Raw genomic sequence first — 26,726 nt, 5'->3', positions numbered from 1 at the left:
GCGGTCAGGCGATCGGGAACGGCCACGGATTGAACCGGCAGGTCTTTCCGTCGGCCTTGACGAAATCCGGGTCGAACTTGGCGGCGTCGTCGTTCGACGTGGAGAACGTCTGCTGCATCATCACCGGCGCCAGGGCGCCCTGCTGCTCGCACGGCTCGTGGCGGACGTACCCGATGGCGTGCCCCACCTCGTGGTTGATCACGTACTGCCGATAGGAACCGACGTCGCCCTCGAACGGCACGGCTCCACGCACCCAGCGGGCCTCGTTGATGAAGACCCGCGACTCGCGGTCCGGCCCGTAAACCGGGTTGTAGCAGGAGGTTTCGAGCCGGAATTCGTAGCCGCAGCCACCGCGCACCGTCACCGGGGAGACCAGCGAGATGCGGAAGTCGGGCTTGCCGTTATCGATCCGAACGAACGCGAATTGCGGGTTGTGCGTCCAGCCCTTGGGGTTGCCGAGCGTCTGGTCGACCATCTCGGCGAACGCCTCGTCGCCGCCGAACATCGTGGGGTCGATGCCGTTTTCCACCTCGACGGTGTACCGGAACACCTTGACGGTGCCCTGGCCGATCTGCGGCGTGGTGCCCGGCACGATGTGCCACGTCTTGTCGCCCGCCTCGGTGAACGGGCCGCCGTCGGGCAGCGTCCCGGCCGGCAGGTTGGCGTCGAACGCGGCGAGCCCACGCGGTGGCGCGTCGATGATCGAGGTGCCGACCGCGTCGATCGCCTGCGGGCTCTGAATGGGCTGACTCGCCGTCGGCTTGGTCACGGTGGTGCCGGTGACGGTCTGGTAGACGACCACCACGGTGAGCGCCACCAAGGCCGGCAGCGCGTAGGCGCGCCAGCCGTAGGTGGACACGAACCGCCCCAGCCGCGTCTGCTTGCGCCACTGGTTCGGCCGCTCCCGGCCGGCGCGGGTGCGTCCAGCGTCGCGGGCGATCGGGTCGCGCAGGGCCCGCAGCGGTTCGCGCCACTCGTCGCGCAGCACCGGGACGCGACCGGTGCCGCGCGAAGGCCGCTGGGACGTCATTTCCCCAGGATTACACAGTCATCCGGCGGGCCCGTCCGTGGCGCGCCCGAATGCGCCGCACGACACCACTTCTGCCAGCGACGACGGCGGCAACGCCGATCAACCGAACCACATGGGTAGTAAGGTCTGTGCCACGAGCCGCGCGCGGCTGGCGCAGTATGCCGGCGGCCGGTTGCCCACACATCAGATGAGGACTCGATGAGCGAACTCGCCAAACCCGCGGCGCGGCGCGCCGTCAGGTCGGCCGACCGCGCTCGGCCGGGGGACGGCGTCGCGGCTTCGAGCCGGCGCGGCAACCGGTTGCCCCGGGACGAGCGCCGCGGGCAGCTGCTCGTCGTCGCCAGCGACGTCTTCGTCGATCGCGGCTACCACGCCGCCGGCATGGACGAGATCGCCGACCGGGCCGGTGTCAGCAAACCCGTTCTCTATCAACACTTTTCGAGCAAACTCGAGTTGTACCTGGCGGTGCTCGCCCGGCACGTCGAGAACCTGGTCTCGGGCGTGCAGCAGGCGTTGAACACCACCACCGACAACCGCAGGCGGTTGCACGCGGCGGTCCAGGCGTTCTTCGACTTCATCGAGCACGACAGCCAGGGTTACCGGCTGATCTTCGAAAACGATTACGTCACCGAGCCGGAGGTGGCCGCGCAGGTGCGCGTCGCCACCGAATCGTGCATCGACGCCGTATTCGCCTTGATCAGCGAGGATTCGGGGCTCGACCCGCATCGCGCCCGGATGATCGCCGTGGGGCTGGTCGGCGTCAGCGTCGACTGCGCCCGCTACTGGCTCGACTCCGACCGCCCGATCTCCAAGGCGGACGCCGTCGAGGGCACCGTCCAGTTCGCCTGGGGCGGGCTGTCACACGTGCCGCTTACTCGCCTTTAGCGCCCCTGCCGGTGAGTTTGGGCAGTTCGGCGCCGATGCCGAAGCCGACGCGGCGCGCGTCGGCCGGACCGATCTCGACGTAGGCGATCTTGCTGGTGTGAACCAGGAACCGGCGTCCCCGCTCGTCGGTCAGCCTCAGCAGGCCCGATCCCTCGCTCAGCGCGGCGCTGACGAGCTCTTCGACTTCGGCCGGCGTCTGCGCGCTGGAGAGCACCAGCTCACGCGGACTGTCCGTAATACCGATCTTGACCTCCACGGTCACCCCTTTCCGTTGGTATTGAAGTCGACAGACCTGTCAGCTGCAGGCTAGTGGACGGCGCGGGCCCGCATCGGCCACGGCCCCCGCCGCGCGCTTCGCGCTGAGCGAAACGCCGGTCGCGAACGGATAACGATTCGCTTGCAGCTCGTCTCGGAGCCGGGTCCCAAGCCCGATCCGTGTTTTCTCATCGCTAACTTCGGCCCCATGGGTACCACACTGGCCGATCTCGACGAGGTGCGGGATTACCCCGACGACCAGACCGATGAGCTTTACCGTGCCGGCGCCTTGCCCGAGGGCGACTACAACTGGACCGGCTGGCCGGCCGAGCTGCGCTGGCGTCCGCTCACGGCGATCCTGGGCGCCGTCGTGGCCGTCGGCGCGATCGCGACCGCCGTCATCATCAACAGCGGCGACAGCGCCACCACCAAGGCAACGGTGGCGCCGGCGCCCCAGCCGGTGACGTCCGCTCCGGCGACGACGAGGAGCTCCGCCCCGCCGAGCGCGCAGCCCAGCCCATCCCAATTGCCACCCGAGACGGTCACCACCGTGACCACGCCGAGCGCCTCGCCGACCCTGCCGACGGCGACGCCCACCGCCGCTCCACCCCTGACGCTGACGCCCCCGCCGCCGGCCGCGCTGAACCCGCGCACCGTCGTCTACAGCGTGACGGGCACCAAGCAGCTGCTGGACCTGGTGAACATCGTCTACACCGACGGGCAGGGCTACTCGCAGACCGAGTTCAACGTGTCGCTGCCGTGGACCAAGGCGGTCATCCTGAACCCCGGCGTGCAAACCCCGTCGGTGGTCGCGACCAGCTTCTACGGCCAGCTCAACTGCTCGATCGTCAACGCCGCCGGTCAGCTGGTGGCCGCGTCGACCACGAACTCGAGCCTGGCGACCTGCCGGCGCTGAGTCCGATGGGTCGTCAGCTCAGGCCCAGCTCCTGCATCCGCCGGTCGTGGGTGTGCTGCAGCCGGTCGAAGAACGCGCTCAGCTGACCCAGGCTGCCCGCTCCCGAAACCACGAGGTCGACCAGTTCGTCGTGGTCGGCCAGCAGGAACTGGGCCTGGGTGATCGCCTCACCGAACAGGCGACGCGACCACAGCGCCAGCCGGCTGCGCTGCTTGCCGCTGGCGGTCACCGCGGCGCGCACCTCGGCGACGACGAACTGTGAGTGCCCGGTCTCCGACAGCGCCGCGCGGACCACGTGGGCGATCTCGTCGGGCAGGCCGTCGGCGATCTCCAGGTACAGATCGGCGGCCAGCGCGTCGCCGACGTAGGTCTTCACCAGGGCCTCCAGCCACGTGCTGGGCATCGTCAGCCGGTGGTAGTTCTCCAGCGCCGAGACGTACTTCGACATGGCCGACACCACGTCGACGCCCCGGCTTTCCAGGGCGTCGCGCAGCAGCTCGTAGTGCTGCATCTCGGCGGCGGCCATGCTCGCCATCGAAATGCGTCCGCGCAGGTCAGGGGCCATCCGCGCCTCGTCGGTGAGCCGGTAGAACGCGGCGATCTCGCCGTAGGCCAAGACCGCGAACAACTCGTTGACGCCCGGGTGGTCGGCCGACAGCCGTGGGGCGGGCGAATCGTCCGCCCGGTCGGCTTCGAGGTCGGCTTCGGAGGGCTCGCAAGAGGGCCGGGTCATGGCAACACTCTAGTCGGCGGACCCGGCGCCAACTGGGTGCCAGCTGTCGACCAGCTATCATGGATGTAGATAGCGGCTGTATTTCTTTTTCCGAGCCGCTATCGGCGAAATGTGCGTGCACAGCTGGCCCACCCAGATCGAGCAGGGGCCCGCGACTCGGCGACGTATTCGGAGTCGGAACTCGTGCGCGCGTGACCGCGACAGAGAAACACCGACACAAACCGATATGTCACCGAAAGGCTTACTACCCACGCATGAGCGCACTCACCGACACAACTGAAATGACTTTTGCCAATCTCGGCGTTCGCGACGAAATCGTCCGCGCCCTCGCGGAGAAGGGCATCGAGCGTCCCTTCGCGATCCAGGAACTCACCCTGCCGCTGGCCCTCGCCGGCGACGACCTGATCGGCCAGGCCCGCACCGGCATGGGCAAGACCTTCGCCTTCGGCGTGCCGCTGTTGAACCGCATCACGTCCGGAGTCGGCGTGCGGGAGCTCAACGGCACCCCCCGGGCCCTGATCGTGGTGCCCACCCGTGAGCTGTGCCTGCAGGTCCACGGTGACCTCGCCACCGCGGCGAAGTACCTCAAGGCCGATGGCGACCGTCCGCTGAGCGTCGTCTCGATCTACGGCGGTCGCCCCTACGAGCCGCAGATCGAGGCGCTGCGCGCCGGCGCCGACGTCGTCGTGGGCACCCCCGGCCGGCTGCTCGACCTGGCCCAGCAGGGCCACCTGCAGCTGGGCGGGCTGTCGGTCCTGGTGCTCGATGAGGCCGACGAGATGCTCGACCTGGGCTTCCTGCCCGACATCGAGCGCATCCTGCGCCAGATCCCCGAGGACCGGCAATCCATGCTGTTCTCGGCGACCATGCCCGGCCCGATCATCACGCTGGCCCGCACGTTCATGAACCAACCCACCCACATCCGCGCGGAGGCGCCGCATTCGGCCGCCACGCACGACACCACCGAGCAGTTCGTCTACCGGGCCCACGCGCTGGACAAGGTGGAACTGGTGAGCCGGGTGCTGCAGGCCGAGGGCCGCGGCGCGACGATGATCTTCACCCGCACCAAGCGCACCGCGCAGAAGGTCGCCGACGAACTGGCCGAGCGCGGCTTCAAGGTCGGTGCGGTGCACGGCGACCTGGGGCAGATCGCCCGCGAGAAGGCGCTCAAGGCCTTTCGCAGCGGCGACATCGACGTGCTGGTCGCCACCGACGTGGCCGCGCGCGGCATCGACATCGACGACATCACCCACGTCATCAACTACCAGATTCCCGAGGACGAACAGGCCTACGTGCATCGCATCGGTCGGACCGGCCGCGCCGGAAAAACCGGTATCGCGGTCACCCTGGTGGACTGGGACGAGCTGCCCCGGTGGTCGATGATCGACAAGGCGCTGGGCCTGGAGAACCCCGAGCCCGCCGAGACCTACTCGAATTCGCCGCACCTCTACGAAGAGATGGGCATCCCCGCCGCGGCGCGCGGCAGCATCGGCACACCGAAGAAGCCGCAGGGCCAGCGCCGCACGAGCGAGCGTGACGGCCAGAAGGCCGAGCGGTCCGGCCGCGCCCGCTCGGGCGCACCGCGCCGTCGCACCCGCGGCGGCCAGCCGGTTTCCGGACATCCCGACGGGAACGCCGCGGCGGGCGGTTCCAACGGCGAAGCCGCGGCGGAGGGGTCCGGCAACTCCGGAAACGGCCGGCGTCGCCGTCGTCGCCGCAAGCCCGCCGAAGCCGGCGCGCCCGCCAACTGAGCCGCGCACCCACGGATGGTCAGACCCGAGCGCCGGACCAGGGGCGACGTCCTGGCCGCCGTGGCGATCGCGGTCGTGGTGGCCGCCGTCGCCGCGCTGATCTGGTGGACCAGCGACGCCCGGGCCACCATCAGCCGCCCCGCCGCCGTTCCCGCGCCCAACCCGACCCCGGCCCGGCAGGTGCCGACCACGCTCAAAGAGCTGTGGACCGCGGCCAGCCCGGCCACCACCGCACCCGTGACGGTGGGCGGGACCGTCGTTACCGGCGACGGCCACCGGGTCGACGGGCGGGACCCCGGCTCGGGCAAGTCCCAGTGGAGCTATGAGCGGGACGGCGGCCTGTGCGGGGTGTCCTGGATCTACCACTACGCCGTCGCCGTCTATTCCGACGACCGCGGGTGTGGGCAGGTGAGCACGCTCGACGGCGCAACGGGGCGTCGCGGGCCCGCCCGCAGCGGCTACGCCGACCAGCACGTCCAGCTGTCCTCAGACGGCACGACGGTGCTGTCGGCCGGCGACACCCGCCTGGAGCTGTGGCGCTCGGACATGGTCCGGATGGTGGCCTACGGCGAGACCGACGCCAGGGTGAAGCCCTCGGCACGCGGCCTGCACTCGGGCTGCAAGCTGGTCTCGGCGGCCGCCAGCTCGTCGGCGGTGTCGGTGCTGGAGGCCTGCGTGAACCAGGCCGACCTGCGGCTGGTGCTGCTGCGGCCGGGCAAGGATGACGACGAGCCCCAGCAGCGGGTGGTGGCGGAACCCGGGATCGCGGCGGACTCGGGCGCGCGGGTGCTCACCGTGTGGGAGAACAACACCGCGGTTTACCTGCCCTCGCCGCGGCCCCGGGTGGACGTGGTCGACGAGACCGGCACCACCGTGTCGAGCACCCTGCTACCCAAGCCGCCGTCGAGCCCAGGGGCGGTCTCGCACGCGGGCAGCCTGATCACCTGGTGGACCGGCGATTCCGTGCTGGCGTTCGACACCGGCAATCTGACGTTGCGCTACACCATCGCCGCCGGCGACACGACCGTGCCGCTGGGGCCGGGCGCGATGATGGCGGGCCGCCTGCTGGTGCCGGTCACGGGCGCGATCGGCGTCTACGACCCGCTCAGCGGCGCCCCCGAGCGCTACCTCACCGTGAACCGGGCGCCGAGCCCGCCGGGGCGCGCGGTCGTTCCGGCCGTCGCGGGATCCCGGGTGTTCGAGCAGCGCGGCGACACCGTGGTGGCCCTGGGCTGATATCGCGTCGGCCGAGCAGACGCAAAATCGCATGAAAGCGCCGGTCGGCGTGCGAGTTTGCGGCTGCTCGCCCCAACCGCTAGACCTCGACGGCGAACGTCGGCAGGGGCTTGCCGGTCTTCCAGTGCTTGAGCAACGCCTTCGCCAACTCGCCGTAGGCCGACGCGCCCTTGTTCTTGCGCCCGGCCATCACCGACGAACCCGAGGCGCTGGCCTCTGCGAACCGCACGGTGCGCGGGATCGGCGGGGCCAGCACCGGCATGTTGTAGCGGTCGGCGACGTCGGCCAGCACGTCGCGGGTGTGCGTGGTCCGCGAGTCGTACAGCGTCGGCAACGCGCCGAGCAGCCGCAGGTCGGGGTTGGTGATCTGCTGGACGTCGGCGACCGTGCGCAGGAACTGACCGACGCCCCGGTGGGCGAGCGTCTCGCACTGCAGCGGCACGATCACCTCGTCAGCGGCGGTCAACCCGTTGAGGGTGAGCACCCCCAGCGACGGCGGGCAGTCGATGATGACCACGTCGAAGTCGTCGGCGACCTTGGCCAGCGCACGCTTGAGCGCGTATTCGCGGCCGGCGCGCATCAGCAGCATCGCCTCGGCGCCCGCCAGGTCGATGTTGGCCGGCAGCAGCGTCATGCCCTCGATCGTGGTGACCAGCGCCGCATTGGGCTCGACCTCGCCCAGCAGCACCTCGTGCACCGACACCGGGAGTTTGTCGGGATCCTGGCCGAGCGAAAACGTCAGGCAGCCCTGCGGATCCAGGTCCACCAACAGCACCCGGTTACCCTCGTCCACCATCGCCGCGCCCAGCGAGGCAACGGTCGTCGTCTTGGCGACGCCGCCCTTCTGGTTGGCCACGGCCAATACCCGGGTCTTAGTCACCAGCGCCCGCCCCTCCTTGTTGCCACGGTCACAGTGCCCATCCTGGCATGTTCGATCGCCGCGTGCTGCGGCCGACGGGCCCGGCATGTCGTCCGGCAGAATCGGTCGATATGGGCCTGCACAATCACCGATTGGTACTGCTCCGCCACGGCGAGACCGAGTGGTCGAAATCCGGCCAGCACACGGGCCGCACCGACCTGGAGCTCACGGACACCGGCCGCGTCCAGGCCGAGCTCGCCGGCCGCGTCCTGCGCGAACTCAACCTCACCGATCCGCTGGTGGTCAGCAGCCCGCGCATCCGCGCGCTGACGACGGCCAAGTTGGCCGGGCTCGACGTCGACGAGGTCTCTCCCCTGCTGGCCGAATGGGATTACGGCGCATACGAGGGCCTGACCACCCCGCAGATCCACGAATCGGATCCCGATTGGCTGGTGTGGACGCACGGCTGCCCCGGCGGCGAGAGCGTGGCGCAGGTCAGCGACCGCGCAGATCGGGCCGTCGCGTTCGCGCTGGAGCACATGAGCGACCGGGATGTGGTGTTCGTCGGGCACAGTCACTTCTCCCGCTCGGTCATCACGCGCTGGGTGGAGCTACCGCTGGTTGAAGGCAGCCGGTTTTGGATGCTGGCCGGCTCCATCGCGGTGTGCGGTTTCGAGCACGGGGTGCGCCAACTCGCCGCGCTCGGGTTGACCAGCCAGCCGCAGGCCATCAAACCGGGGTGAGCATCCAGCCGCCGTTCGCACTGTGCGGACCGAACCAGACCCTGGTCGCCGAGGGCGTGCGGGAGCGTTACCGCGACGTGGCGGCCGCCCAGGACGCGCTGCGTTCTGGATCTGCGCCAATAGTGTTGGGCGCGTTGCCGTTTGACGTGGATCGCCCCGCGGCGCTGCTGACACCCGACACCGTGCGCCGCACCGCCGCGCCGCCGGACTGGCCGACCGGGCCGCTGCCGTCGGTGCGGATCGCCGCCGCCGACCCGTCGCAGGACGACTACCGCCGCCGCATCAGCCGGGCCCGCGACCAGCTCGTCGCGCCCGACGGCCTGCTGAGCAAGGTGGTGCTGTCCCGCGCGCTGCGGCTGGTCGCCGACGCCCCCCTGGACGCCCGCGTCATCCTGCGCCGGCTCGTCGCGGCGGACCCGGCCGCCTACGGCTATCTGGTGGACCTGACCGCCGCCGGCGGCGACTACGCCGGCGCGGCGCTGGTCGGCGCCAGCCCGGAGCTGCTGGTGGCGCGGTCCGGGGACCGCGTCACCTGCCGGCCGTTCGCCGGGTCGGCCCCGCGCGCCGCCGACCCGCAAGCCGACGCCGCCAGCGGCGCCGCACTGGCTCATTCGGCCAAGGACCGCCACGAGCATCAGCTGGTCATCGAGACCATTCGGGCCGCCCTGGAGCCGCTGTGCGACGAGCTCACGGTCGCCGCCGAGCCGGAATTGAGCCACACCGCGGCGGTGTGGCACCTGTGCACACCGATCAGCGGCCGGCTCCGCGACATATCAACCACCGCAATCGATTTGGCCCTGGCGCTGCACCCGACCCCGGCGGTCGGCGGGGTGCCGACCAAGGCCGCCCTCGAGCTCATCGCCGAGCTGGAGGGCGACCGCGGCTTCTACGCGGGGGCGGTGGGCTGGTGCGACGCCCGGGGCGACGGCCGCTGGGTGGTGTCCATCCGCTGCGCGCAGCTGTCGGCGGACCGCCGCACCGCGCTCGCCCGCTCCGGCGGCGGCATCGTCGCCGAATCCGACCCCGACGAGGAAGTCGCGGAAACCACAACCAAATTCGCCACAATTCTCAACGCCTTGGACGTCGAGCAATGACCATTCGCCGCGCCAGGCCCGACGACGCCGCCGCGATCGCCGAAATGATTCACGCGCTGGCCGAATTCGAACGCGCCGCGAATCAATGCACGGTCACCGAAAAACAGATTGCCGCAGCGCTTTTCGGTGCGACGCCGACGTTGTACGGGCACGTCGCGGAGGTCGACGGGGAGATCGGTGCGATGGCGCTGTGGTTCCTCAACTTCTCCACCTGGGACGGCGTAGCGGGCGTCTACCTCGAAGACCTGTTCGTGCGCCCGGGATTTCGCCGCCGCGGCCTGGCCCGCGCCCTGCTGGCCACGCTGGCGGCCGAATGCCTCCAAAACGGCTACACGCGGTTGTCCTGGGCGGTGCTCAATTGGAACGCCGACGCCATCGCGCTGTATGACGGCGTCGGTGGCGAACCGCAGCGGGAGTGGACCACCTACCGGCTGTCGGGCCCGCGGTTGGCCGAGCTGGCGGAGTCGCCCTGATCGCCGCCGGCGGCCCAGCGCAGGCCCGCGGGGCTGAAGAGCAGGCCCAGCACGACCAGCGCCGCGATTCCAGCGGGAATCCCGAAGCCGGGCCGGTGCGAGTCGACGGTCAGGTACCAGGCCACCGGCCCCAACAGCAGCTGGGTGATCACGGCCAGCCCACGCCCCCAGCGCTTTCCGCGCAGGAGCGCGCGACCGGCGGCCAGCACCACCGCGCCGATCAGGACGAAGAAGACCGCCGTTCCCTGGGCGTACCACCCGCTCGCCGGGGAGCCGTTGACCACGTGCTGGTCGGACCCGGCGATGCCGCGCACCACCAGCACCGCCGCCATGACCAGCGCGGCCGCTCCCTGCGCCAGCACCAGGAGCCCGGCGCCGCGCACGGCGGCCGGGGCGGAGCCGTGGTTGTCGCGGAAGACTGTCACCCGCGTCAGCGTAGTCACGCGCGCGGGCTCCACAGCCGGGTCTTACCGACCCCGCATAAGCTCGTGCTTCATGCGCGCCGTGCTGATCGTGAACCCCACAGCCACCTCCACCACCCCGGCCGGTCGCGACCTGCTGGCGCACGCGCTCAAGAGCCGCCTGCAGCTCACCGTCGAACACACGAACCACCGCGGTCACGGCACCGAACTGGCGGAGAAGGCGGTCGCCGACGGTGTCGACCTGGTGGTGGTGCACGGCGGCGACGGCACCGTGAGCGGGGTGGTCAACGGCCTGCTCGGCCGTCCGGGTGCGACGCCGGAGCCCACCGGCCCGGTGCCGGCGGTAGCGGTGGTTCCCGGCGGTTCGGCGAACGTGCTGGCGCGGTCGCTGGGGATCTCGCGCGACCCGGTGGCCGCCACCAACCAGCTCATTCAGCTGCTCGACGACTACCGCCGCCACCACACCTGGCGCCGCATCGGGCTGATCGACTGCGGCGAGCGGTGGGCCGTGTTCAACACGGGGATGGGCGTCGACGCGGAGGTCGTGGCCGCGGTCGAGGCCGAACGGGACAAAGGCGGCAAGGTCACCGCGTGGCGCTACATTCGCGCGGCGGTGCCGGCGGTGTGGGGCTACACCCGCCGCGAGCCGATGCTGACCCTCGAATTGCCCGGCCGCGAACCCATCACGGGGGTGAGCTTCGCGTTCGTCTCGAACTCCAGCCCCTGGACATTCGCCAACGAACGGCCGGTATGGACCAACCCCGGCTGCACCTTCGAATCGGGGCTCGGGGTGTTCGCCCCCCTGAGCATGAAAACGATCCCCACCCTGCGCATCGTGCGGCAGATGTTCGCCAAGCACCCCAAGTTCGCGTTCGACCACCTGATCACCGACGACGACGTGCCCTGCCTGCGAGTCACCTCGACCGGCGGCCCGGTCGCCTGCCAGTTCGACGGCGATTACCTCGGCGTGCGCGAAACCATGACTTTCCGGTCGGTCCCGGACGCACTGGCCGTCGTCGCACCCCCGCGCAAAAGTACCGTCTGACCTGCGCAAACGAAGCGGTCTCGGGCCGGGCGGCGAAGACGTTTCCCGAGATCGGCCAGTCAGTGTAGTACAACGGAGTAATGGCTCGGCTACCGAACGATCGAAGTGAGATAGCCCACGAGCTAACGCACGCTATTGACATCTGTTGGGCCTGTGAAACGATCGAAAGGTTGCATGCAGAAATTTAGATAGGGGTACGGACCCTTTTCTTGTGCACGCGTTAACAGCCGAAGAAATTGGCCGTGCGCCTTGCTGCGCACTCAGTGAGGAGTAACTACTTATGGATTGGCGCCACAAGGCGGTCTGTCGCGACGAGGACCCGGAGCTGTTCTTCCCGGTAGGGAACAGCGGCCCGGCGCTCGCGCAGATCGCTGACGCGAAACTGGTCTGCAATCGGTGCCCGGTGACTACGGACTGCCTGTCGTGGGCCCTGAACACCGGTCAGGACTCGGGCGTCTGGGGCGGCATGAGCGAAGACGAGCGGCGCGCACTCAAGCGTCGCAACGCCCGGACGAAGGCCCGTAGCGGAGTCTGACTCGGTTAGACCCAACAGTGCGGCCTCGACGAAAGTCGGGGCCGCGCTGTTGTGTGCGCCTATAAAACCAGCCGGGCCCGCCGGCCGATCGGCACCCGCAACACCACATCCGTGCCGCGGGCCGGGGCCTGCCGCATGCCCAGCGTGCCGTCGAGTTCCGCCGACACCAGCGTCCGCACGATCTGCAGGCCGAGGCTGTCGGACGTCTCCAGGCTGAAGCCTTCCGGCAGCCCGCGGCCGTCGTCGTGGACCACCACGTCGAGCCAGCGCGCCGAACGCTCGGCCCGAATGGTCACCGAGCCCTCTTCGGAGGACGGGTCGAAGGCGTGCTCGATGGCGTTCTGCACCAATTCGGTGATCACCATGATCAGGGCCGTAGCCCGGTCGGAGTCCAGCACACCCAGGTCGCCCACCCGGTTGATCCGGATCGGCCGGTCCACCGACGCCACGTCGTTCATGATCGGCAGGATCCGGTCGATGACCTCGTCGAGGTTGACCTGCTCGTCCACCGACATCGACAGCGCGTCGTGCACCAAGGCGATGGACGAGACCCGGCGCACCGACTCGATCAGGGCCTCGCGCCCCTCGGCGTTGACCGTCCGGCGGGCCTGCAGGCGCAGCAGCGCCGCCACGGTCTGCAGGTTGTTCTTCACCCGGTGGTGGATTTCGCGGATCGTGGCGTCCTTGGAGATCAGGGCGCGGTCGCGGCGCTTGACCTCGGTCACGTCGCGGATGAGCACCGCCGCCCCGGCGCTGGCGCCGTCGACCACCAGCGGCAGCGTCCGCAGCAGCACCGTGGCGCCGCCGGCGTCGACCTCCATGCGCATGCTGCGCCCGCCGGCCAGCAGGTCGAGGACGTGCTCGGCCAGCTCCTGCGCCTCGAACGGGTCGGAGACCAGCGGGCGGGTCACCTTGACCAGGTTGCGGCCCTCCAGCTCGGTGGTCAGGCCCATCCGGTGGTAGGCCGACACGGCGTTGGGGCTGGCGTAGGCGACGACGCCGTTGACGTCCAGGCGGATGAAGCCATCGCCGGCCCGGGGGGTGGAGCGCGACATGACCACGTCCCCCACGTCGGGGAACGTGCCCTCGGCGAGCATGTGGACGAGATCGCCGGCGCAGTCGCGGTACGCCGTTTCCAGCTGGCCGGACGCGCGGTCGGCGGCGACGGCGGTCTGGTGCCGGGTGAGCACGGCCACCACCTGACCGCCGTACCGCACCGGGGAGGCCTCGACGTGCGGGCCGGGCAGCCACGAATCCCGTTGTGCCGCATCGTGATCCCGCTGCGCCGTGCCCGAGTCGAAGGTTCCGGCGACGAGCGGCAACCGGTCGGCGGCGACCACGCTGCCCACCGAGTCGGTCAGCAGCACGGTGGGCGCGGTGTTGGGCCGGCACTGCGCCACGCACACCAACGTGCCGTCGTCGCGGCGAACCCACATCAGATAGTCGGCGAACGACAGGTCGGCCAGCAGCTGCCACTCGCCCACCACCGCGTGCAGGTGGTCCACGGCGTTGCCCGGCAGCACGGTGTGTTCGGCAAGCAGATCACCGAGAGTCGACATCACTCACTCCCCGGGCCATCCCCCGGCTGGACAAGAAGGCTTCAAGATCTTTCGTGGGCTAGCTGATCACGGCAATCAGGTCGCCGGCCTGGATGACATCGCCCACCGAGACGCTCACCTTGCTGACGGTGCCGTCGACCTCTGCCAGGACGGGAATCTCCATCTTCATCGACTCCAGCAGCACCACGACGTCGCCTTTGCCGATCTGGTCACCCTCGTTGACTACGACTTCGAGCACGCTGGCCACAATCTCGGCGCGCACATCCTCGGCCATCTTCACCCCACTCATTTCGGCCATCGCGCAGGCTGGCTGCTGGTCCATCAAGCTTCCGTCAGGCTCGGGTATATCGAACCACAGGCCCCCGCCGCACCGCGGCGCACGGGCCCCGACAGGCCGTGCGAGAATGTGAGGCAAGCTAACGGGCGCCGGACGCCCGCAATCAACGGAGGATTCCAACATGGCCAAACGGGGCCGGAAGAAGCGCGACCGCAAGCACAGCAAGGCCAACCACGGCAAGCGGCCCAACGCCTGAGGATCGCTACTGCGATTCCCGGATGATGGTGGTCCGGCGGATTTCCAGGCGTAGCCGCTCGCGTAGGCCCTCGGGGGCCTTCTCGCCCTTGCATTTGGTGGCGATCAGCGCCTTGATCCGCTCCTCGAGGCCGTAGTGCTTGAAGCAGCCGGGGCACGCCTCGAGGTGCCGGCGCAGCTGGTCGCGGGATTCGGGTGTGCATTCGCCGTCGAGCAGAAGCCAGACCTGGCGGATCACCTCGGCGCAGCCGACGGCGCCGTGGGCGTCGTCGTTGGGGCACGTGTCGCTGGAGCCGGAGAACTCGCTCATGACGACACCTCCTCGTGCGCCTGCTGTCCGCGGTTGAAGCCCCGCTCCTTGGCCACGTCAGCTAACAGCGAACGCAGTTGACGCCGGCCGCGGTGCAGCCGTGACATTACCGTCCCGATGGGCGTATCCATGATCTCGGCGATTTCCTTGTACGGAAAACCCTCGACATCGGCGTAGTAGACGGCCATCCGGAACTCTTCCGGCAACGCCTGCAACGCTTCCTTGATCTCGTTGTCGGGCAGCGCCTCGAGTGCCTCCACCTCGGCCGAACGCAATCCGGTGGACGAGTGCTCGGCGTTGGACGCCAGCTGCCAGTCGGTGATCTCCTCGGTCGGGTACTCCGCCGGTTGCCGCTGCCGCTTGCGGTAGCTGTTGATGTAGGTGTTGGTCAGGATCCGGTACAGCCACGCCTTGAGGTTGGTGCCGGCCCTGAACGAGCGGAAGCCGGCGTAGGCCTTCACCATCGTCTCTTGCAGCAGGTCCTCGGCGTCGGCGGGATTGCGCGTCATGCGCAGCGCACCGCCGTAGAGCTGGTCAAGCAGGGGAATCGCGTCGCGCTCGAAGCGCGCCATCAGCTCCGCGTCCGTCTCCTGCGCCGCGGGATCGGGCAGCTCCGCTGCGGTGGCGCCGTCGATGTCGGCCATGTCGAGTACCCCGGTCCCTTCTGCTGCGGTGTCACCGGGCAGCGCTGAAAGCGCCACCGGGCTTGCAAAGCAAGCCAACTGCTCGGCACCCATTGGACGGTCCAACAGGCTCGTCGCCGCTGACACCAAACCGCTCCTCCCAATCTAGAGGCTGCCACCGACACTGTCCGCCCGGGTGCGCCCGCATGACTTTTGAGACCGACTGTGTCAACAGCGGGGGCCGACGTGCTATTTCCCGGCGCCATTCTGGGCCGCCTGTCCCCCGATCGGGCCGCCGGCCGCCGGGCGTTACTGTGACGCCATGTCTCTGCAAGGCAAAACCATGTTCATCTCCGGCGCCAGCCGTGGCATCGGCCTGGCGATCGCGAAACGCGCCGCCCAAGACGGCGCCAACATCGCCCTGATCGCCAAGACCGCCGAGCCGCACCCGAAGCTGCCGGGCACGGTCTACACCGCCGCCAAGGAGCTCGAGGAGGCCGGCGGGCAGGCGCTGCCGATCGTCGGGGACGTCCGCGATCCGGAGTCCGTCGAATCCGCGGTGGCCAAGGCCGTCGAGCAGTTCGGCGGCATCGACATCTGCGTCAACAACGCGTCGGCGATCAACCTGGGGTCCATCACCGAGGTGCCGATGAAGCGGTTCGACCTGATGAACGGCATCCAGGTGCGCGGTACGTACGCGGTGTCGCAGGCCTGCATCCCGCACCTGAAGGCCGCGGACAATCCGCACATCCTGACGCTGTCGCCGCCGGTGTTGCTCGGCAAGGAGTGGCTGAAGCCGACCGCCTACATGATGGCCAAGTTCGGTATGACGCTGTGCGCGCTGGGGATCGCCGAGGAGATGCGCGACGCCGGCATCGCGTCGAACACGTTGTGGCCGCGCACGCTGGTGGCCACCGCCGCGGTGCAGAACCTGCTCGGCGGTGACGAGGCGATGGGTCGCGCCCGCAAGCCCGAGGTGTACTCCGACGCGGCCTACGTCATCCTCAACAAGCCCGCCCGCGAGTACACCGGCAACATGCTGCTGTGTGAGGACGTGCTGCTGGAGTCCGGCGTTTCCGACCTGTCGGTGTACAACTGCGTGCCGGGCGGGCAGCTGGGCGTCGACTTCTGGGTCGACGGGGTCAACCCGCCGGGGTACTCGGGCCCCTAGTCGGGCCGAGCCCTGACGCCCCGCGCCGCGACGCCCGCGCTGGCGGCGCTGGCGAAAGCCGGTGTGCCGCACGAGGTCGTCGCCTTCGACCATGATCGCCGCGAACGCTCGTTCGGCGCGGAGGCGGTCCACGCGCTGACCGACCGCGGCATCGCGCCCGAGCAGATCTTCAAGACCCTGGTGATCACGGTGCCGGGCGGGCTCGCCGTCGCGATACTGCCGGTGCCGCACCGGCTTTCACTGAAGGCGGCCGCCGCGGCGCTCGGGGTGGCCAAGGCCGGCATGGCCGAGCCCGCCGCCGCCGAGCGGGCCACCGGCTACGTGGTGGGCGCGGTGTCGCCGTTCGGGCAACGCAGGACCCTGCCGACCGTGCTGGACGCGGGCGCCCTCGCCTGGGATCGGGTGTACTGCAGTGCGGGCCGGCGCGGCTGGGACGTCGGCGTTTCGCCGCAGGACCTGGTCCGGTTGACGAATGCGGTCACCGCGGACATCCGCGCCTAGGCCCGCTCGCCCGCCTCGCTCAGAAAGCCCTCGATCACGGGGGCGAGTTCGGTCGCGTTGTGCACGATGTCGATGTGACCGCCCGAATGCAGGTGCAGCATCGCATGGGGCAGCAACCGGTGCAGGATGTGGGCGTTGGCCACCGGGATGATCGGGTCATCGGTGCCCGCGACGATCAGCGTCTCCTGCCGCACCGCGGGCAGCGCGAACAGGCTCGTCCAGACCGCCCCGGCGAGCAGTTGGTGCAGGTAACCCATCTTCGAACCGGCGTGCAGCTGCCGCACGAACAACTTGGCCACGTCTTCCCCGTGAGCGCGGACGGTGCCGCCGTAGAGGTCACCGGCGATCGCCGCGGCGTAGTTGGGATCCGAGAACCGGCGCGGGGTGGCCATTTTCGCCAACACGAACGGGCTGGCGGGCACCATGAGAACGCCGGTGCCCGTCGCCACCAGCACCATGCGCCGGCAGCGGCGCGGATTCTGGAAAGCGAACTGCTGCGCCAGCGCGCCGCCCCAGGAGAGCCCGAGGATGTCGACAACGCCCATGTCGAGTTTGGACAGCACCCGCCCCAAGACCCAGGCCAGGTAGGGAAAGCCGTACGGCAGCGGCGAGGTCGGCGATCCCCCGGTACCCGGCACGTCGAACCTCACCACGGTCATCGGCAGCTGCTCGACCAGCGGGTCGAGCACCTCCAGGCTGGCCCCGATGCCGTTGCACAGCACCAGCGGGACGCCCGTTCCCGGGCGGATGTTCACCCGGATTCGCTGCCCGCCGGTGTTGAGGTAGCGCTCCTGGCCCACCGTGCTCGGCTGCACCACCCGCAGGCGCCTCTGCTGTGGGCTACGCTTCATTCACTTCTCCATCACGTAGCCGCCGGGAGCGGGGCCGAGCGGCGGGAGCCCTTTGCCGCCAAGGGCTTTCGGGGCGTTGACCTCCGGGCCGCTGCGCTCGGCGAGCCATTGCACGTAGTCCGGCCACCAGGAGTCGCTGGACTTCTGCGACGACTCGAGCCATTCTTGCGGATCCTCCGCGTCGACCGGACCGGTCCGGTACGAAGCCTTGGGGTTGCCCGGCGGGTTGACCAGCGCCGCGATGTGGCCGCTGGTGGACAGCACGTAGCGGTTGTCCTTGCTGCCGAGCAACCGGGCGCTGCGATAGGTCGCCTGCCAAGGGGAGATGTGGTCGGCCACGCCGCCGACGATATACGCGTCGGCGGTGACCTTGCCCAGGTCGACCGGACTGTTCAGCATCGTCAGCGCGCCCGGGGTGACGAGCGCGTTGCGCACGGCCATCAGCACCATGTCGCGGTGCAACGCGGCCGTCATCCGGGTGGTGTCGGCGTTCCAGAACAGCACGTCGAACGGCGCCGGCTTGCGGCCCTGGACGTAGTTGTTCACCCAGTACCGCCACACCAGGTCGGTGGGCCGCAGCCAGGCGAACATCTCCGCCATGTCGCGGCCGTCCAGGTACCCCTTCCGGCTCGAGACCCGGATCGCCGCGTGGGCCGCGCGGTCGCTCATCACCGCGGCGGCCAGCCCCGCCCGGTTCTCGTCCAGCACGGTGACCGACAGGTTGAGGCCCGCCACCCGGTCACCCTCGCCGATGTCGGCCAGGTGGGCCGCCGTCATCGCGGCCAGAATGCCGCCCGAGCAGGTGGCCAGCAGGTGGGTGCGGTCGGTGCGAGCAATCTTCTGCACCGCGTCCATCGCCTCGATGATCGCCGCGCCGTAGGCGTCGAAGCCCCAATCCCGGTGCCGCTTTTGTGGATTGCGCCAGGAGATGACGAACACCTGCTGGCCCTGCGCGACGAAGTACTCGATCATGCTGCGCCCGGGCGCGATGTCCATGATGTAGTACTTGTTGATCACCGGCGGCACCAACAGCAGCGGCACCTCACGGACCTTCGCGGTCTGCGGGGCGTATTGGATCAGTTCGAACATGGACGTCCGCAGCACGACCGCCCCCTTGGTGAGGGCCAAGGTTTCGCCCACCACATAGGCGTCGGGTTCGACCATCGCTGGCACCCGCGGCTTCGAAAGCATGTCCCGTGCAAAGGCTTTCAGGCCTCGCGCCGCGCTCAGCCCGCCGGTGTCGATCATCGCCTTCCACCCCAGCGGGCTGATCAGCGGGTTGTTGCTGGGGGCCAGGCCCTCGACCAGGTTGTCGACGACGAAGCGCATCCTCTCCTGGTCCCGCCAGTCCAGCCCGGCGTCGGCGAGCAGTCCCTCGGCGGTCTCGGCGCCGGCGAGGTAGGCCTGCATGATCCGGCGCAGCACCGGATTCTGCTCCCACGCCGGGTCGGCGAATCGCTTGTCGGCCCGGGCCGGCGCCCGGTGCGAGTTGCCCGCCGCGACGGCGCCGAGCTCGCGGGTGAGCGCACCGATCCGGCCGGCCACCCAGCCGGGCTGCCTGGCGAGGCTGACGGCGAAGCGGGTCCAGGTGTCGTCGGGCAGCATCCGGCTGGCGAACGGCTTGGTGGCGCTCGTCAAGAGCAGGTCGAGCGGGACGGCGAGCTCGTCGGCTTTGGCGGTTTGGGTGGCCATGGTTATCGCATGCTTTCTGTTGCGGGAACGGTGATGTCGCGCTTCTGGACCTTGCCGGTCGGTCCCTTGGGCAGCTCGTCGACGAGCCAGACCAGGCGCGGGTATTTGTAGGCGGCGACCCGGGTTTTGACGTAGTCGCGGAGTTCCTCCGGGGTCGCCTCGCAGCCCTCCTTGAGCCCCACGGCGGCGCCGACCTCCTCGCCGAGGTATTCGTTCGGGACGCCGATGACGGCGGCTTCGGCCACCGCCGGATGCTCGTAGAGCACTTCCTCGATCTCGCGCGGATAGACGTTGTAGCCGCCGCGAATGATCAAGTCCTTTGTGCGGTCGACGACGTAGAAGTACCCGTCTTCGTCGACGCGACCGACGTCGCCGCTGTTCAGCCAGCCGTCGGACGTGATGGCGGCCTGCGTCGCCTCCGGCAGGTTCCAGTACCCCGTCATCACGTTGTGGCCGCGGATTTGGATCTCGCCCACCTCGCCCTCGGGAACCTCGCTCCCGGCCGGGTCGACGACCCGCATCTCGACACCCTCGACCGGCGTGCCGATCGAACCCGCCTTGCGCGGCCGCTGCGGGTGGTTGAAGGACGCCACGGCGGTGCTTTCCGACAGCCCGTACCCCTCTAAAACCGCGCAGTCGAATGCCCGCTCGAAGTCCGTGAGGACCTGGACGGGCAGCGCCGCCCCGCCGGAGGCGCAGGCGCGCAAGCTTCGCAGCGCGCCGTTCGGGGCCCTATCCGCCACGCCGAGCAGCGCCGAGTACATCGTCGGCACCCCCTCGAAGATCGTGACAGCGTCACGCTCGATCACCTCGACGGCCTTCACCGGGTCGAAGCGCGGAATGAGCGTCAGCATCGCGCCGGCGCGCACCGACACGTTGAGCCCGCAGGTGAGGCCGAAGACATGGAAGAGGGGCAGGCAGCCCATCACCACGTCATCCGGGCCCAACTCGAGCAGCGTGGTCACGCCGACGTCGGCGTTGTGCCGAAGATTGTCGTGGGTGAGCATGGCGCCCTTGGGTTTTCCGGTGGTGCCGGAGGTGTACACGATGACCGCGACCTCGTGGCCGCCGCGCTCCACCGCGGTCTGTTGCTCCGGCACCTCGGCGATCAACTCCATCAGGCCGGCGTCATCGACCAGCCAGCACCGCGCCCCGACGTGCGCGGCGGCCGCGGTGGCCTCGCCGGCGAAGGCCGGTGTGGCGAACAGCGCGGCGGCGCCGCTGTCCGACAGGCAGTAGGAGATCTCCCGCTCCTTCAGCAGCGGGTTCATCGGGACGGCGATCGCGCCGCGGTACATGATGCCGTAGAAGGCGAGCGCGAAGGCCGGTGTGTTGGGCAGCATCACCCCGACCCGATCCCCCGGACGGATCCCGGCCCGTTCCAGCAACGCCGCCACCCGCGCGGCGGCGGCGTGGAATTCGGCGAAGGTGAATGTCAGGTCGTCGTAGCGCAGCGCGATGCGCTCGGGGTGCCGTCGCATCGACGAGACGAGGTTGGCGCTCAAGGTGGTCATGGGACGCTCCGGGAAGTGTTGCAGTGCTTGTTTAAAGCGTGATCCCGCGGCCCTGACGCCACAATGTCCGCGCTAACAACGACCGGGCCCGTTTGGTGTTACCGCCCACATTCGCCCGGGCGCTGGCCTAGGGTTTTCCGGTATGGGTTTGGCATCGAAACCCCGCTCCGCGCAAGGTGGCGCCGGAGTCGACCCGCAGGTGGTCAGGCTGGGCAGGCTGATGCTGGCCCGGGCCCCCGAATTGGGCAAGGCGATGGCCGAGGTGCTGTGCCGTGAAATCGACGCGTATCGCGACGGCGGCCTGGTGACGACGGATCAGGTCGCCGAAAGTTGCTCGGCCAACGTCACTTTCATCTTCCATGCCCTCGCCGGCGACGCCGACGTCGACGTTGCTCCGGCCGAGCGGACCGGCGCGGAGCGCGCCATGGCGGGTGTCCCCCTACCGGCGGTCATGACCGCGTACCGGATCGGTTTCCGGTTCATGTGGGAGCAGACGCTCGCCACCGCCCGGGCCGAGCACATACCCACCGACTCGATCCTGGACGCGACCGCGCGGGTCTTCTTCGCCCAGGAGACGTTCACCGACGCGATGAGCGGCGCGTACCGCCAGCAGCTCACGGCGCAGATGTTTCAGCGCGAGGAAGAGCGGTCCGCTTTGGTCGAAGCGCTCTTGTCGGGCCGGATGACCGGCGCACACAGCCTCTGGGAGGCGGCCGAGCTACTGCGGCTGCCCACCGGGGGCCCGTACGTCGTCGTGGCCGCGGAACTGCCCGCGATCGGCAGGGCCGGCCTGCCCTCGATCGAGAACAAGCTGTGGGCCCGCGACATCCGCTCGGCGTGGCGGCTGCTGCCCGACCTGCAAGCCGGAATCGTGCACGTTCGCAATCCGGCGCCGTCCGGCACGCTCGGCACCCTCGTCGAGGTGCTCGGGCACACGGCGACGGCCCGGGTGGGGATCAGTCCGGTGTTCCAGGAGCTGACCGAGACCACCGGCGCGCTGCGCTTCGCGCGAATCGCCCTGAGCCAGAAGCGATCGGAAAACTCACTCGTCGCGGTCTTCGACGGCACCCCGCTCGCGGTCGCGGCGGTCAGCGCGCCCGAGGTGATGGGCAAGATCAAGTCGGAGCTGCTGCGGCGGGTGGACGAACTGCCCGCCGAGGAGCGCGCCGTGTTGCTGCAGACCTTCGGCGCCTGGCTGCAGGCGGGCGGCTCCGCGAACGACACCGCGGCCCGAATCTACTGTCACCCCAACACGGTTCGGCACCGGCTGCGCCGGATCGAGGAGTTGACCGGCCGGTCGCTCTCGCGGCCCACGGAGCTCGCGGAACTATGCCTGGCCTTCGAGATCGACCGACAACTTCCTGGCTGAGTGACGGACCGTCACGCCCGAAGCCGGCTGCGGATCTGCAGCGCGCTGATGACGTCGACGATGCCGATGGCGATCAGCCAGCACCCCGCGACCAGGGTCAACACCGCGAGCGAATCCTGCGGATAGATGATGAGCACCCCGCCGCCGATGATGATGATCAGCCCGGAAATGACCTGCCATCCGCGGCCGGGCAGGTGGTCGAAGGACAGCGCCGCGGCGAGCAGGCTCATCCCACGGAACACCCAGCTGATCCCGATCCACAGGGCCAGCAGCCAGGCCGCCTCGAACCTGTCCCGGAAGCAGAAGAAGCCCAGCACCAACGACACGACGCCGGTCAGGAATGCCAGCACGCGCATCGCGGCACCGGTGTGCGCGCCGAAGGCGGCGAACACGTAACCAATTCCGGAAACCACGAGGTAGATGCCGAACAGCACCCCGGCCACGAACAGGGTCTTGCCGGGCCAGGCCAGGACGATGACACCCAGCGCCACGGCGAGGATGCCGATGAAGAGAACCAGCTGCCATGCGCTACGGGCAAGTTGCTGCAGCGGGCCCTCGAAAACAGCTTTTTCGGTGGTTGTCATGCCAATATGCTCCGCTGTCCCAGAGCAACGGCAACAGGGCCTTTCGGACACAATTCGGTATCGCGTGCCTGCATCGGCGGTCGCCGCAAAAAGCCCTTGTGATCGCCCGTTTACGCATACCGTTATCGGCATGAAGCGATCAATCAACAGATCTTTCGCTGCCGGTGTGCTCGCGTTCGCCGGCTTGCTGACCGTCGGCGTCGGAACCAGCACCGCCGACACCATCCAAACCGAGGGCAACTACCCGACCCGGGCGGCCTGCCAGGACGCCGGGCCGGGCGTGAAGGCCTCGACGCCGGGCAACTGGAACAACTTCTGGTGCGTCCCGGACCGCAACATCAACGGCAACTGGAAGCTGGTCCTCAGCAACTAAAGCAGTGTGGCCTGTTCGGGCTCCGGGTCCGCCGGCTCGAGCAGCTGCGGCCCGTTGTTGCGCACATTGTTGACCAGCGTGGAGACCTCGCGCATCCGGATGGCGCGCACATCGGGCGGCCGCGTCAGCAGTTCTTCGTCGATCGGGGCGTCCGGGTCCAACCAGCGGTCCCAGTCGCGCTCGGGCATCACCAGCGGCATCCGGTCATGGATCTCGGCCAGCTCGCCGGGCGCGTCGGTGGTGATGATCGTGCAACTCAGCAGCGGCGAGCCCTCCTTGGCCGGTTTCCACACCGACCACAACCCCGCCATGAACAGCGGCTCGCCGTCCTCGCGGTACATGAAGAACGGCGTCTTGCGTGACTTCTTGCCGCCGGCCGGTTCGTTGACGCGCCATTCGTAGTAGCCGTCCATCGGGATCAGGCACCGCTTCGACTTGGCGCTGGACCGGAACGCGGGCGAGGTGGTGACCTTGTCGGCGCGGGCGTTGATCAGCATCGGGCCCTTGGTCTCCGGTGCGCCGTCGGAACCGGCCTTGATCCACGGCGGCACCAGACCCCAGCGCATCAGCCGCACCCGGCGGGTGGGGTCGTCGTCGGGGTCGGTGTGGCGGGTCACGACGGTCGCGATGGTCGTCGTCGGGGCCACGTTGTAGTTGGGCGCCCCGGCGTTCTCCGAGGCGCCGGTGGCCTCGTCGATCGCCTTGATCTTCTGGGCCAGCAGCGCCGGATCGGTGGTGACCGCGAACCGTCCACACATACCTTCCATAGTGGCATTGCGTGGCGACACGCCATGATGGACCGGTGAGCATGTGGACGGCCCCCAGCGCGCCGAAACCGGTGCACGCGACCGTGACCGTTCCGGGCTCGAAGTCGCAGACCAACCGCGCGCTGGTGCTGGCGGCCCTGGCCGCCGCGCAAGGGCATGGCAACCCGACGATCAGCGGGGCGCTGCGCAGCCGGGACACCGACCTGATGATCGGCGCGCTGCGCGCCCTCGGCCTGCGCGTCGACGGGTCCGGGTCCGAGCTGACGGTCGGTGGCCGGATCGCCCCCGGGCCCGACGCGCGGGTGGATTGCGGCCTGGCCGGCACGGTGCTGCGGTTCGTGCCGCCGCTGGCGGCGCTGGCCGAGGCGGTGGTCGAGTTCGACGGCGACGAACAGGCCCGCGCGCGGCCGATCGCGCCGTTGCTCGACGCCCTGCGCGGCCTCGGCGTGCCGATCGAGGGCGCCGGCCTGCCCTTCCGGGTCCACGGCGGCGGATCGGTCGCCGGCGGGACCGTGGACATCGACGCCTCGGCGTCCTCGCAATTCGTGTCGGGACTGCTGCTGTGCGCGCCGTCGTTCACCGAGGGCCTGACCGTGCGGCACACCGGCGCGACGCTGCCGTCGGCGCCGCACATCGCCATGACGGTGGAGATGCTGCGGCAGGCCGGCGTCGACGTCGACGACTCGGTGCCCAACCGCTGGCGCGTGCGGCCCGGCCCGGTCGCGGCCCGGCACTGGGAGGTGGAACCCGACCTGACGAACGCCGTTCCCTTCCTGGCGGCCGCCGTGATCAGCGGCGGAACGGTGCGCATCACCGGCTGGCCGGAAACCAGCGTGCAGCCCGCCGACCACATCCTGACCGTGCTGGGCAAGCTGAATGCCACTGTCAATCAAGGCGATTCGTTCCTCGAGGTGCAGGGGTCCGCGGCGTATGACGGCTTCGACGTCGACCTGCGCGCGGTCGGCGAGCTGACCCCGTCGGTGGCGGCGCTGGCCGCGCTGGCGACCCCGGGCTCGGTGTCCCACCTTTCGGGCATCGGGCATCTGCGCGGCCACGAGACCGACCGGCTCGCGGCGCTGAGCGCCGAGATCAATCGCCTGGGCGGCGACTGCGCCGAAACGCCCGACGGCCTGGTGATCACCGCGACCCCGCTGCGCCCAGGCGTGTGGCGGGCCTACGCCGACCACCGGATGGCGATGGCGGGCGCGATCGTCGGGCTGCGGGTGGCCGGCGTCGAGGTGGACGACATCGGCTCCACCTCCAAGACGCTGCCGGAGTTTCCGCGGCTGTGGGCGGACATGCTGGGGTCCGGCGACGATGCGGGCCGCGCGAGCGGCCAGAGGAGGAGTCGGACAATCAAGCCGGGGTCCACCGGTTGAGGCCCGGCGATTACGACGAGTCCGACGTCAAGGTCCGCTCCGGCAGGGGCTCGCGACCGCGCACCAAGACTCGTCCCGAGCACGCCGACGCCGAGGCCGCGATGGTGGTCAGCGTCGACCGGGGCCGCTGGGGATGCGTGCTGGGCGGCGACCCGCAGCGGCGGGTCACCGCGATGCGGGCCCGGGAACTGGGCCGCACGCCGATCGTCGTCGGCGACGACGTCGACGTGGTGGGTGATCTGTCCGGGCGGCCGGACACGCTGGCTCGAATCGTCCGGCGCGCGGAGCGGCGAACGGTGTTGCGCCGCACGGCCGATGACACCGATCCGACCGAGCGGGTGGTGGTCGCCAACGCCGACCAGTTGCTGATGGTGGTGGCGCTGGCCGACCCGCCGCCGCGCAGCGGCCTGGTCGACCGGGCGCTGATCGCCGCCTTCGCCGGCGGGCTCACGCCGATCCTGTGCCTCACCAAGACCGACCTCGCGCCGCCCGAGCCGTTCGCCGAGCAGTTCGTGGACTTGGACCTGACGGTGGTCGCGGCGGGCCGCGACGACCCGCTGCTCGCGGTGGCCGACCTGCTCGACGGCAAGATCACGGTGCTGCTCGGGCATTCGGGCGTCGGCAAGTCCACGTTGGTGAATCGCCTTGTGCCGCAGGCGGAACGGGCGGTCGGTGAGGTGACCGACATCGGCCGGGGACGGCACACGTCCACCCAGTCGGTGGCGCTTCCGCTCGCGACGTCGGGCTGGGTGATCGACACCCCGGGCATCCGCTCGTTCGGGCTGGCCCACATCGAGCCCGACGACGTGTTGATGGCGTTCTCGGATCTCGCCGAGGCGATCGAGGACTGCCCGCGCGGCTGCGGACACATGGGGCCGCCGGCCGACCCCGAGTGCGCGCTCGACACCCTCTCCGGCCCCGCCGCGCGCCGCGTGGCCGCGGCCCGCCGGCTGCTGGCCGCGCTCAATCAGGCTTAGCCAGCCGCACGCCGAGCTCGTCGGGCGGCACCAGATGCCCCTCGGTGCAACGTATCTGGACCTCCGCGTCGGCGCCGCAGCCCACGTGCGTCAGGCGCAGCCGGTGCCGCCCCGGCAGGTGCCGCCGGCCCCACTCGAACATCGCCCACACCACCGGCATGAAGTCGATGCCGGCCTCGGTGAGCACGTACTCGTCGCGGCGGCGCTGCCCGGGCTCGTGGTAGGGCTGCCGCTTGAGCAGCCCCAGCTCGACCAACTCGGACAGCCGCGCCGCGGCGGCGGCCTTGGTGATGCCCACCCGGCGGGTGAAGTCATCGAACCGCGTGGTGCCGTAGTACGCCTCGCGCATGATCAGCATCGCGGACTTGGTGCCCACCACCGACATGGTCTTCTCGATCGCGCACTCGCCGACGGCCGACCAGGCATCGCGGTCGGCCAGCGGTCCCTGCAGCAGTGTCATAGATCACCTCCCCGGCTGGGTTGCTTTTAGTGTACCCAGATGTTTACCTGAGTACAGAAATCTATACCTAGATGCTGGGACTCGAGG

31 protein-coding genes are annotated in these 26,726 nt (G+C 69.7%); 16 read left to right on the top strand and 15 right to left on the bottom strand.

Features of this window, described 5'->3' with window-relative positions:
* Window positions 1-4 precede the first annotated feature (4 nt).
* On the bottom strand, window positions 5-1,030 hold the full coding sequence (locus WU80_RS01835; RefSeq protein WP_055399008.1) for a DUF3152 domain-containing protein: 1,026 nt from the start codon (window positions 1,028-1,030) through the stop codon (window positions 5-7).
* 198 nt (window positions 1,031-1,228) lie between these two features.
* On the opposite strand from WU80_RS01835, the gene WU80_RS01830 reads away from it, so the two are divergent.
* Window positions 1,229-1,915, top strand: coding sequence for a TetR/AcrR family transcriptional regulator (locus WU80_RS01830; protein ID WP_055399010.1), 687 nt, complete (start codon window positions 1,229-1,231; stop codon window positions 1,913-1,915).
* On the opposite strand, the gene WU80_RS01825 is transcribed toward WU80_RS01830, so the two are convergent.
* The gene (locus WU80_RS01825; RefSeq protein WP_055399152.1) at window positions 1,902-2,171 is read right to left on the bottom strand and encodes a DUF3107 domain-containing protein; all 270 of its coding nucleotides are present in this window, start codon (window positions 2,169-2,171) and stop codon (window positions 1,902-1,904) included. The genes WU80_RS01830 and WU80_RS01825 overlap by 14 nt on opposite strands.
* 207 nt (window positions 2,172-2,378) lie before the next feature.
* Here WU80_RS01825 and WU80_RS01820 point away from each other — a divergent pair, with 207 nt between their 5' ends.
* Window positions 2,379-3,086 carry an MmpS family transport accessory protein gene (locus tag WU80_RS01820; RefSeq protein ID WP_055399012.1) on the top strand — a complete coding sequence of 236 codons (708 nt, stop codon included), beginning with the start codon at window positions 2,379-2,381 and terminating at the stop codon, window positions 3,084-3,086.
* A gap of 13 nt (window positions 3,087-3,099) precedes the next feature.
* On the opposite strand, the gene WU80_RS01815 is transcribed toward WU80_RS01820, so the two are convergent.
* A complete protein-coding gene (locus WU80_RS01815) occupies window positions 3,100-3,819 on the bottom strand; it encodes a ferritin-like fold-containing protein (protein ID WP_055399014.1) in 720 nt (239 codons plus the stop codon).
* 254 nt (window positions 3,820-4,073) lie between these two features.
* On the opposite strand from WU80_RS01815, the gene WU80_RS01810 reads away from it, so the two are divergent.
* Together WU80_RS01810 and WU80_RS01805 are read left to right on the top strand one after the other, a co-directional pair.
* Complete coding sequence (locus WU80_RS01810; protein ID WP_055399017.1) at window positions 4,074-5,570, top strand: DEAD/DEAH box helicase; 1,497 nt, start codon at window positions 4,074-4,076, stop codon at window positions 5,568-5,570.
* Window positions 5,571-5,585: 15 nt separating this feature from the next.
* The gene (locus tag WU80_RS01805) at window positions 5,586-6,806 is read left to right on the top strand and encodes a hypothetical protein (RefSeq protein ID WP_055399019.1); all 1,221 of its coding nucleotides are present in this window, start codon (window positions 5,586-5,588) and stop codon (window positions 6,804-6,806) included.
* 79 nt (window positions 6,807-6,885) lie between these two features.
* Here the strand turns inward: WU80_RS01805 and WU80_RS01800 are convergent, their stop codons facing one another.
* On the bottom strand, window positions 6,886-7,686 hold the full coding sequence (locus WU80_RS01800) for a ParA family protein (RefSeq protein WP_055399154.1): 801 nt from the start codon (window positions 7,684-7,686) through the stop codon (window positions 6,886-6,888).
* A gap of 110 nt (window positions 7,687-7,796) precedes the next feature.
* On the opposite strand from WU80_RS01800, the gene WU80_RS01795 reads away from it, so the two are divergent.
* From WU80_RS01795 to WU80_RS01785, 3 genes are read left to right on the top strand one after another with little or no spacing between them, the layout of a single operon-like run.
* Window positions 7,797-8,408 carry an acid phosphatase gene (locus WU80_RS01795; RefSeq protein WP_055399021.1) on the top strand — a complete coding sequence of 204 codons (612 nt, stop codon included), beginning with the start codon at window positions 7,797-7,799 and terminating at the stop codon, window positions 8,406-8,408.
* Window positions 8,405-9,502, top strand: a complete 1,098-nt coding sequence (locus WU80_RS01790; RefSeq protein ID WP_055399023.1) for an isochorismate synthase MenF — start codon at window positions 8,405-8,407, stop codon at window positions 9,500-9,502. Before WU80_RS01795 ends, WU80_RS01790 begins: the two co-directional genes overlap by 4 nt.
* Window positions 9,499-9,975, top strand: a complete 477-nt coding sequence (locus WU80_RS01785; RefSeq protein WP_055399025.1) for a GNAT family N-acetyltransferase — start codon at window positions 9,499-9,501, stop codon at window positions 9,973-9,975. The genes WU80_RS01790 and WU80_RS01785 overlap by 4 nt, the downstream gene beginning before the upstream one ends.
* Here WU80_RS01785 and WU80_RS01780 read toward each other — a convergent pair.
* Window positions 9,927-10,400: a hypothetical protein gene (locus WU80_RS01780; RefSeq protein ID WP_055399156.1), complete on the bottom strand. Its 474-nt coding sequence runs from the start codon at window positions 10,398-10,400 to the stop codon at window positions 9,927-9,929. The genes WU80_RS01785 and WU80_RS01780 overlap by 49 nt on opposite strands.
* A gap of 70 nt (window positions 10,401-10,470) precedes the next feature.
* Here WU80_RS01780 and WU80_RS01775 point away from each other — a divergent pair, with 70 nt between their 5' ends.
* Window positions 10,471-11,442: a diacylglycerol kinase family protein gene (locus tag WU80_RS01775; RefSeq protein ID WP_055399027.1), complete on the top strand. Its 972-nt coding sequence runs from the start codon at window positions 10,471-10,473 to the stop codon at window positions 11,440-11,442.
* A gap of 280 nt (window positions 11,443-11,722) precedes the next feature.
* Complete coding sequence (gene whiB1 / locus WU80_RS01770) at window positions 11,723-11,977, top strand: transcriptional regulator WhiB1 (protein WP_007168139.1); 255 nt, start codon at window positions 11,723-11,725, stop codon at window positions 11,975-11,977.
* A gap of 59 nt (window positions 11,978-12,036) precedes the next feature.
* Here whiB1 and WU80_RS01765 read toward each other — a convergent pair whose 3' ends face one another.
* On the bottom strand, window positions 12,037-13,536 hold the full coding sequence (locus tag WU80_RS01765; RefSeq protein ID WP_055399029.1) for a sensor histidine kinase: 1,500 nt from the start codon (window positions 13,534-13,536) through the stop codon (window positions 12,037-12,039).
* Between the two features lie 58 nt (window positions 13,537-13,594).
* Window positions 13,595-13,810, bottom strand: coding sequence for a biotin/lipoyl-binding carrier protein (locus WU80_RS01760; protein ID WP_044512934.1), 216 nt, complete (start codon window positions 13,808-13,810; stop codon window positions 13,595-13,597).
* A 184-nt stretch (window positions 13,811-13,994) separates the two neighbouring features.
* On the opposite strand from WU80_RS01760, the gene WU80_RS26595 reads away from it, so the two are divergent.
* Complete coding sequence (locus WU80_RS26595; protein WP_011728008.1) at window positions 13,995-14,069, top strand: 50S ribosomal protein bL37; 75 nt, start codon at window positions 13,995-13,997, stop codon at window positions 14,067-14,069.
* 6 nt (window positions 14,070-14,075) lie between these two features.
* Here the strand turns inward: WU80_RS26595 and rsrA are convergent, their stop codons facing one another.
* On the bottom strand, window positions 14,076-14,378 hold the full coding sequence (gene rsrA, locus WU80_RS01755; RefSeq protein WP_055399031.1) for a mycothiol system anti-sigma-R factor: 303 nt from the start codon (window positions 14,376-14,378) through the stop codon (window positions 14,076-14,078).
* A complete protein-coding gene (locus WU80_RS01750; RefSeq protein ID WP_055399033.1) occupies window positions 14,375-15,022 on the bottom strand; it encodes a sigma-70 family RNA polymerase sigma factor in 648 nt (215 codons plus the stop codon). Before WU80_RS01750 ends, rsrA begins: the two co-directional genes overlap by 4 nt.
* A 301-nt stretch (window positions 15,023-15,323) precedes the next feature.
* Between WU80_RS01750 and WU80_RS01745 the strand changes: the two genes are divergently transcribed.
* Together WU80_RS01745 and WU80_RS01740 are read left to right on the top strand one after the other, a co-directional pair.
* Window positions 15,324-16,172, top strand: a complete 849-nt coding sequence (locus tag WU80_RS01745) for an NAD(P)-dependent oxidoreductase (protein ID WP_055399035.1) — start codon at window positions 15,324-15,326, stop codon at window positions 16,170-16,172.
* 63 nt (window positions 16,173-16,235) lie between these two features.
* Entirely contained in the window at window positions 16,236-16,673 is a 438-nt protein-coding gene (locus tag WU80_RS01740) for a YbaK/EbsC family protein (RefSeq protein ID WP_231633708.1), read from the top strand.
* Here WU80_RS01740 and WU80_RS01735 read toward each other — a convergent pair.
* The 3 genes from WU80_RS01735 to WU80_RS01725 are packed head-to-tail and all read right to left on the bottom strand — an operon-like array spanning window position 16,670 to window position 20,730.
* Window positions 16,670-17,524, bottom strand: a complete 855-nt coding sequence (locus tag WU80_RS01735) for an alpha/beta fold hydrolase (protein ID WP_055399039.1) — start codon at window positions 17,522-17,524, stop codon at window positions 16,670-16,672. The two genes, WU80_RS01740 and WU80_RS01735, sit on opposite strands and share 4 nt — an antisense overlap.
* The gene (locus tag WU80_RS01730) at window positions 17,525-19,216 is read right to left on the bottom strand and encodes an alpha/beta hydrolase (protein ID WP_055399041.1); all 1,692 of its coding nucleotides are present in this window, start codon (window positions 19,214-19,216) and stop codon (window positions 17,525-17,527) included.
* A 2-nt stretch (window positions 19,217-19,218) separates the two neighbouring features.
* On the bottom strand, window positions 19,219-20,730 hold the full coding sequence (locus WU80_RS01725; protein ID WP_055399043.1) for a long-chain fatty acid--CoA ligase: 1,512 nt from the start codon (window positions 20,728-20,730) through the stop codon (window positions 19,219-19,221).
* Between the two features lie 142 nt (window positions 20,731-20,872).
* Between WU80_RS01725 and WU80_RS01720 the strand changes: the two genes are divergently transcribed.
* A complete protein-coding gene (locus tag WU80_RS01720) occupies window positions 20,873-22,099 on the top strand; it encodes a CdaR family transcriptional regulator (protein WP_082459684.1) in 1,227 nt (408 codons plus the stop codon).
* An 11-nt stretch (window positions 22,100-22,110) separates the two neighbouring features.
* On the opposite strand, the gene WU80_RS01715 is transcribed toward WU80_RS01720, so the two are convergent.
* Window positions 22,111-22,683 (bottom strand): HdeD family acid-resistance protein, encoded by a 573-nt coding sequence (locus WU80_RS01715; RefSeq protein ID WP_055399044.1) that lies wholly within the window; start codon window positions 22,681-22,683, stop codon window positions 22,111-22,113.
* A gap of 124 nt (window positions 22,684-22,807) precedes the next feature.
* Here WU80_RS01715 and WU80_RS01710 point away from each other — a divergent pair, with 124 nt between their 5' ends.
* Window positions 22,808-23,056 (top strand): hypothetical protein, encoded by a 249-nt coding sequence (locus tag WU80_RS01710; RefSeq protein WP_055399162.1) that lies wholly within the window; start codon window positions 22,808-22,810, stop codon window positions 23,054-23,056.
* Here the strand turns inward: WU80_RS01710 and WU80_RS01705 are convergent.
* Window positions 23,053-23,814, bottom strand: coding sequence for an SOS response-associated peptidase (locus WU80_RS01705; protein WP_055399046.1), 762 nt, complete (start codon window positions 23,812-23,814; stop codon window positions 23,053-23,055). The genes WU80_RS01710 and WU80_RS01705 overlap by 4 nt on opposite strands.
* A 44-nt stretch (window positions 23,815-23,858) precedes the next feature.
* On the opposite strand from WU80_RS01705, the gene aroA reads away from it, so the two are divergent.
* Window positions 23,859-25,202, top strand: a complete 1,344-nt coding sequence (gene aroA, locus WU80_RS01700; protein WP_156349388.1) for a 3-phosphoshikimate 1-carboxyvinyltransferase — start codon at window positions 23,859-23,861, stop codon at window positions 25,200-25,202.
* Complete coding sequence (gene rsgA, locus WU80_RS01695) at window positions 25,199-26,179, top strand: ribosome small subunit-dependent GTPase A (protein WP_055399048.1); 981 nt, start codon at window positions 25,199-25,201, stop codon at window positions 26,177-26,179. Before aroA ends, rsgA begins: the two co-directional genes overlap by 4 nt.
* Here the strand turns inward: rsgA and WU80_RS01690 are convergent.
* Window positions 26,166-26,639, bottom strand: a complete 474-nt coding sequence (locus WU80_RS01690) for a helix-turn-helix domain-containing protein (RefSeq protein WP_055399050.1) — start codon at window positions 26,637-26,639, stop codon at window positions 26,166-26,168. The genes rsgA and WU80_RS01690 overlap by 14 nt on opposite strands.
* Window positions 26,640-26,726 lie beyond the last annotated feature (87 nt).

Source organism: Mycobacterium sp. UM_11 (assembly GCF_001414075.1).
Lineage (GTDB): Bacteria > Actinomycetota > Actinomycetes > Mycobacteriales > Mycobacteriaceae > Mycobacterium.
Note: the sequence above shows the minus strand (reverse complement) of the source record. Positions and strands in the feature narration are given on the sequence as shown.

Excerpts from the sequence above, each read along its gene's own strand:
- WU80_RS01735 (WP_055399039.1), bottom strand. The coding sequence starts at position 17,524 with ATGAAGCGTAGCCCACAGCAGAGGCGCCTGCGGGTGGTGCAGCCGAGC.
- WU80_RS01810 (WP_055399017.1), top strand. The coding sequence starts at position 4,074 with ATGAGCGCACTCACCGACACAACTGAAATGACTTTTGCCAATCTCGGC.
- WU80_RS01795 (WP_055399021.1), top strand. The coding sequence starts at position 7,797 with ATGGGCCTGCACAATCACCGATTGGTACTGCTCCGCCACGGCGAGACC.
- WU80_RS01725 (WP_055399043.1), bottom strand. The coding sequence starts at position 20,730 with ATGACCACCTTGAGCGCCAACCTCGTCTCGTCGATGCGACGGCACCCC.
- WU80_RS01785 (WP_055399025.1), top strand. The coding sequence starts at position 9,499 with ATGACCATTCGCCGCGCCAGGCCCGACGACGCCGCCGCGATCGCCGAA.
- WU80_RS01830 (WP_055399010.1), top strand. The coding sequence starts at position 1,229 with ATGAGCGAACTCGCCAAACCCGCGGCGCGGCGCGCCGTCAGGTCGGCC.
- WU80_RS01715 (WP_055399044.1), bottom strand. The coding sequence starts at position 22,683 with ATGACAACCACCGAAAAAGCTGTTTTCGAGGGCCCGCTGCAGCAACTT.
- WU80_RS01690 (WP_055399050.1), bottom strand. The coding sequence starts at position 26,639 with ATGACACTGCTGCAGGGACCGCTGGCCGACCGCGATGCCTGGTCGGCC.
- WU80_RS01820 (WP_055399012.1), top strand. The coding sequence starts at position 2,379 with ATGGGTACCACACTGGCCGATCTCGACGAGGTGCGGGATTACCCCGAC.
- WU80_RS01765 (WP_055399029.1), bottom strand. The coding sequence starts at position 13,536 with ATGTCGACTCTCGGTGATCTGCTTGCCGAACACACCGTGCTGCCGGGC.
- WU80_RS01815 (WP_055399014.1), bottom strand. The coding sequence starts at position 3,819 with ATGACCCGGCCCTCTTGCGAGCCCTCCGAAGCCGACCTCGAAGCCGAC.
- WU80_RS01835 (WP_055399008.1), bottom strand. The coding sequence starts at position 1,030 with ATGACGTCCCAGCGGCCTTCGCGCGGCACCGGTCGCGTCCCGGTGCTG.
- whiB1 (WP_007168139.1), top strand. The coding sequence starts at position 11,723 with ATGGATTGGCGCCACAAGGCGGTCTGTCGCGACGAGGACCCGGAGCTG.
- WU80_RS01730 (WP_055399041.1), bottom strand. The coding sequence starts at position 19,216 with ATGGCCACCCAAACCGCCAAAGCCGACGAGCTCGCCGTCCCGCTCGAC.
- rsrA (WP_055399031.1), bottom strand. The coding sequence starts at position 14,378 with ATGAGCGAGTTCTCCGGCTCCAGCGACACGTGCCCCAACGACGACGCC.
- WU80_RS01750 (WP_055399033.1), bottom strand. The coding sequence starts at position 15,022 with ATGGCCGACATCGACGGCGCCACCGCAGCGGAGCTGCCCGATCCCGCG.
- WU80_RS01720 (WP_082459684.1), top strand. The coding sequence starts at position 20,873 with ATGGGTTTGGCATCGAAACCCCGCTCCGCGCAAGGTGGCGCCGGAGTC.
- WU80_RS01775 (WP_055399027.1), top strand. The coding sequence starts at position 10,471 with ATGCGCGCCGTGCTGATCGTGAACCCCACAGCCACCTCCACCACCCCG.
- WU80_RS01745 (WP_055399035.1), top strand. The coding sequence starts at position 15,324 with ATGTCTCTGCAAGGCAAAACCATGTTCATCTCCGGCGCCAGCCGTGGC.
- WU80_RS01805 (WP_055399019.1), top strand. The coding sequence starts at position 5,586 with ATGGTCAGACCCGAGCGCCGGACCAGGGGCGACGTCCTGGCCGCCGTG.
- WU80_RS01760 (WP_044512934.1), bottom strand. The coding sequence starts at position 13,810 with ATGGCCGAGGATGTGCGCGCCGAGATTGTGGCCAGCGTGCTCGAAGTC.
- WU80_RS01705 (WP_055399046.1), bottom strand. The coding sequence starts at position 23,814 with ATGTGTGGACGGTTCGCGGTCACCACCGATCCGGCGCTGCTGGCCCAG.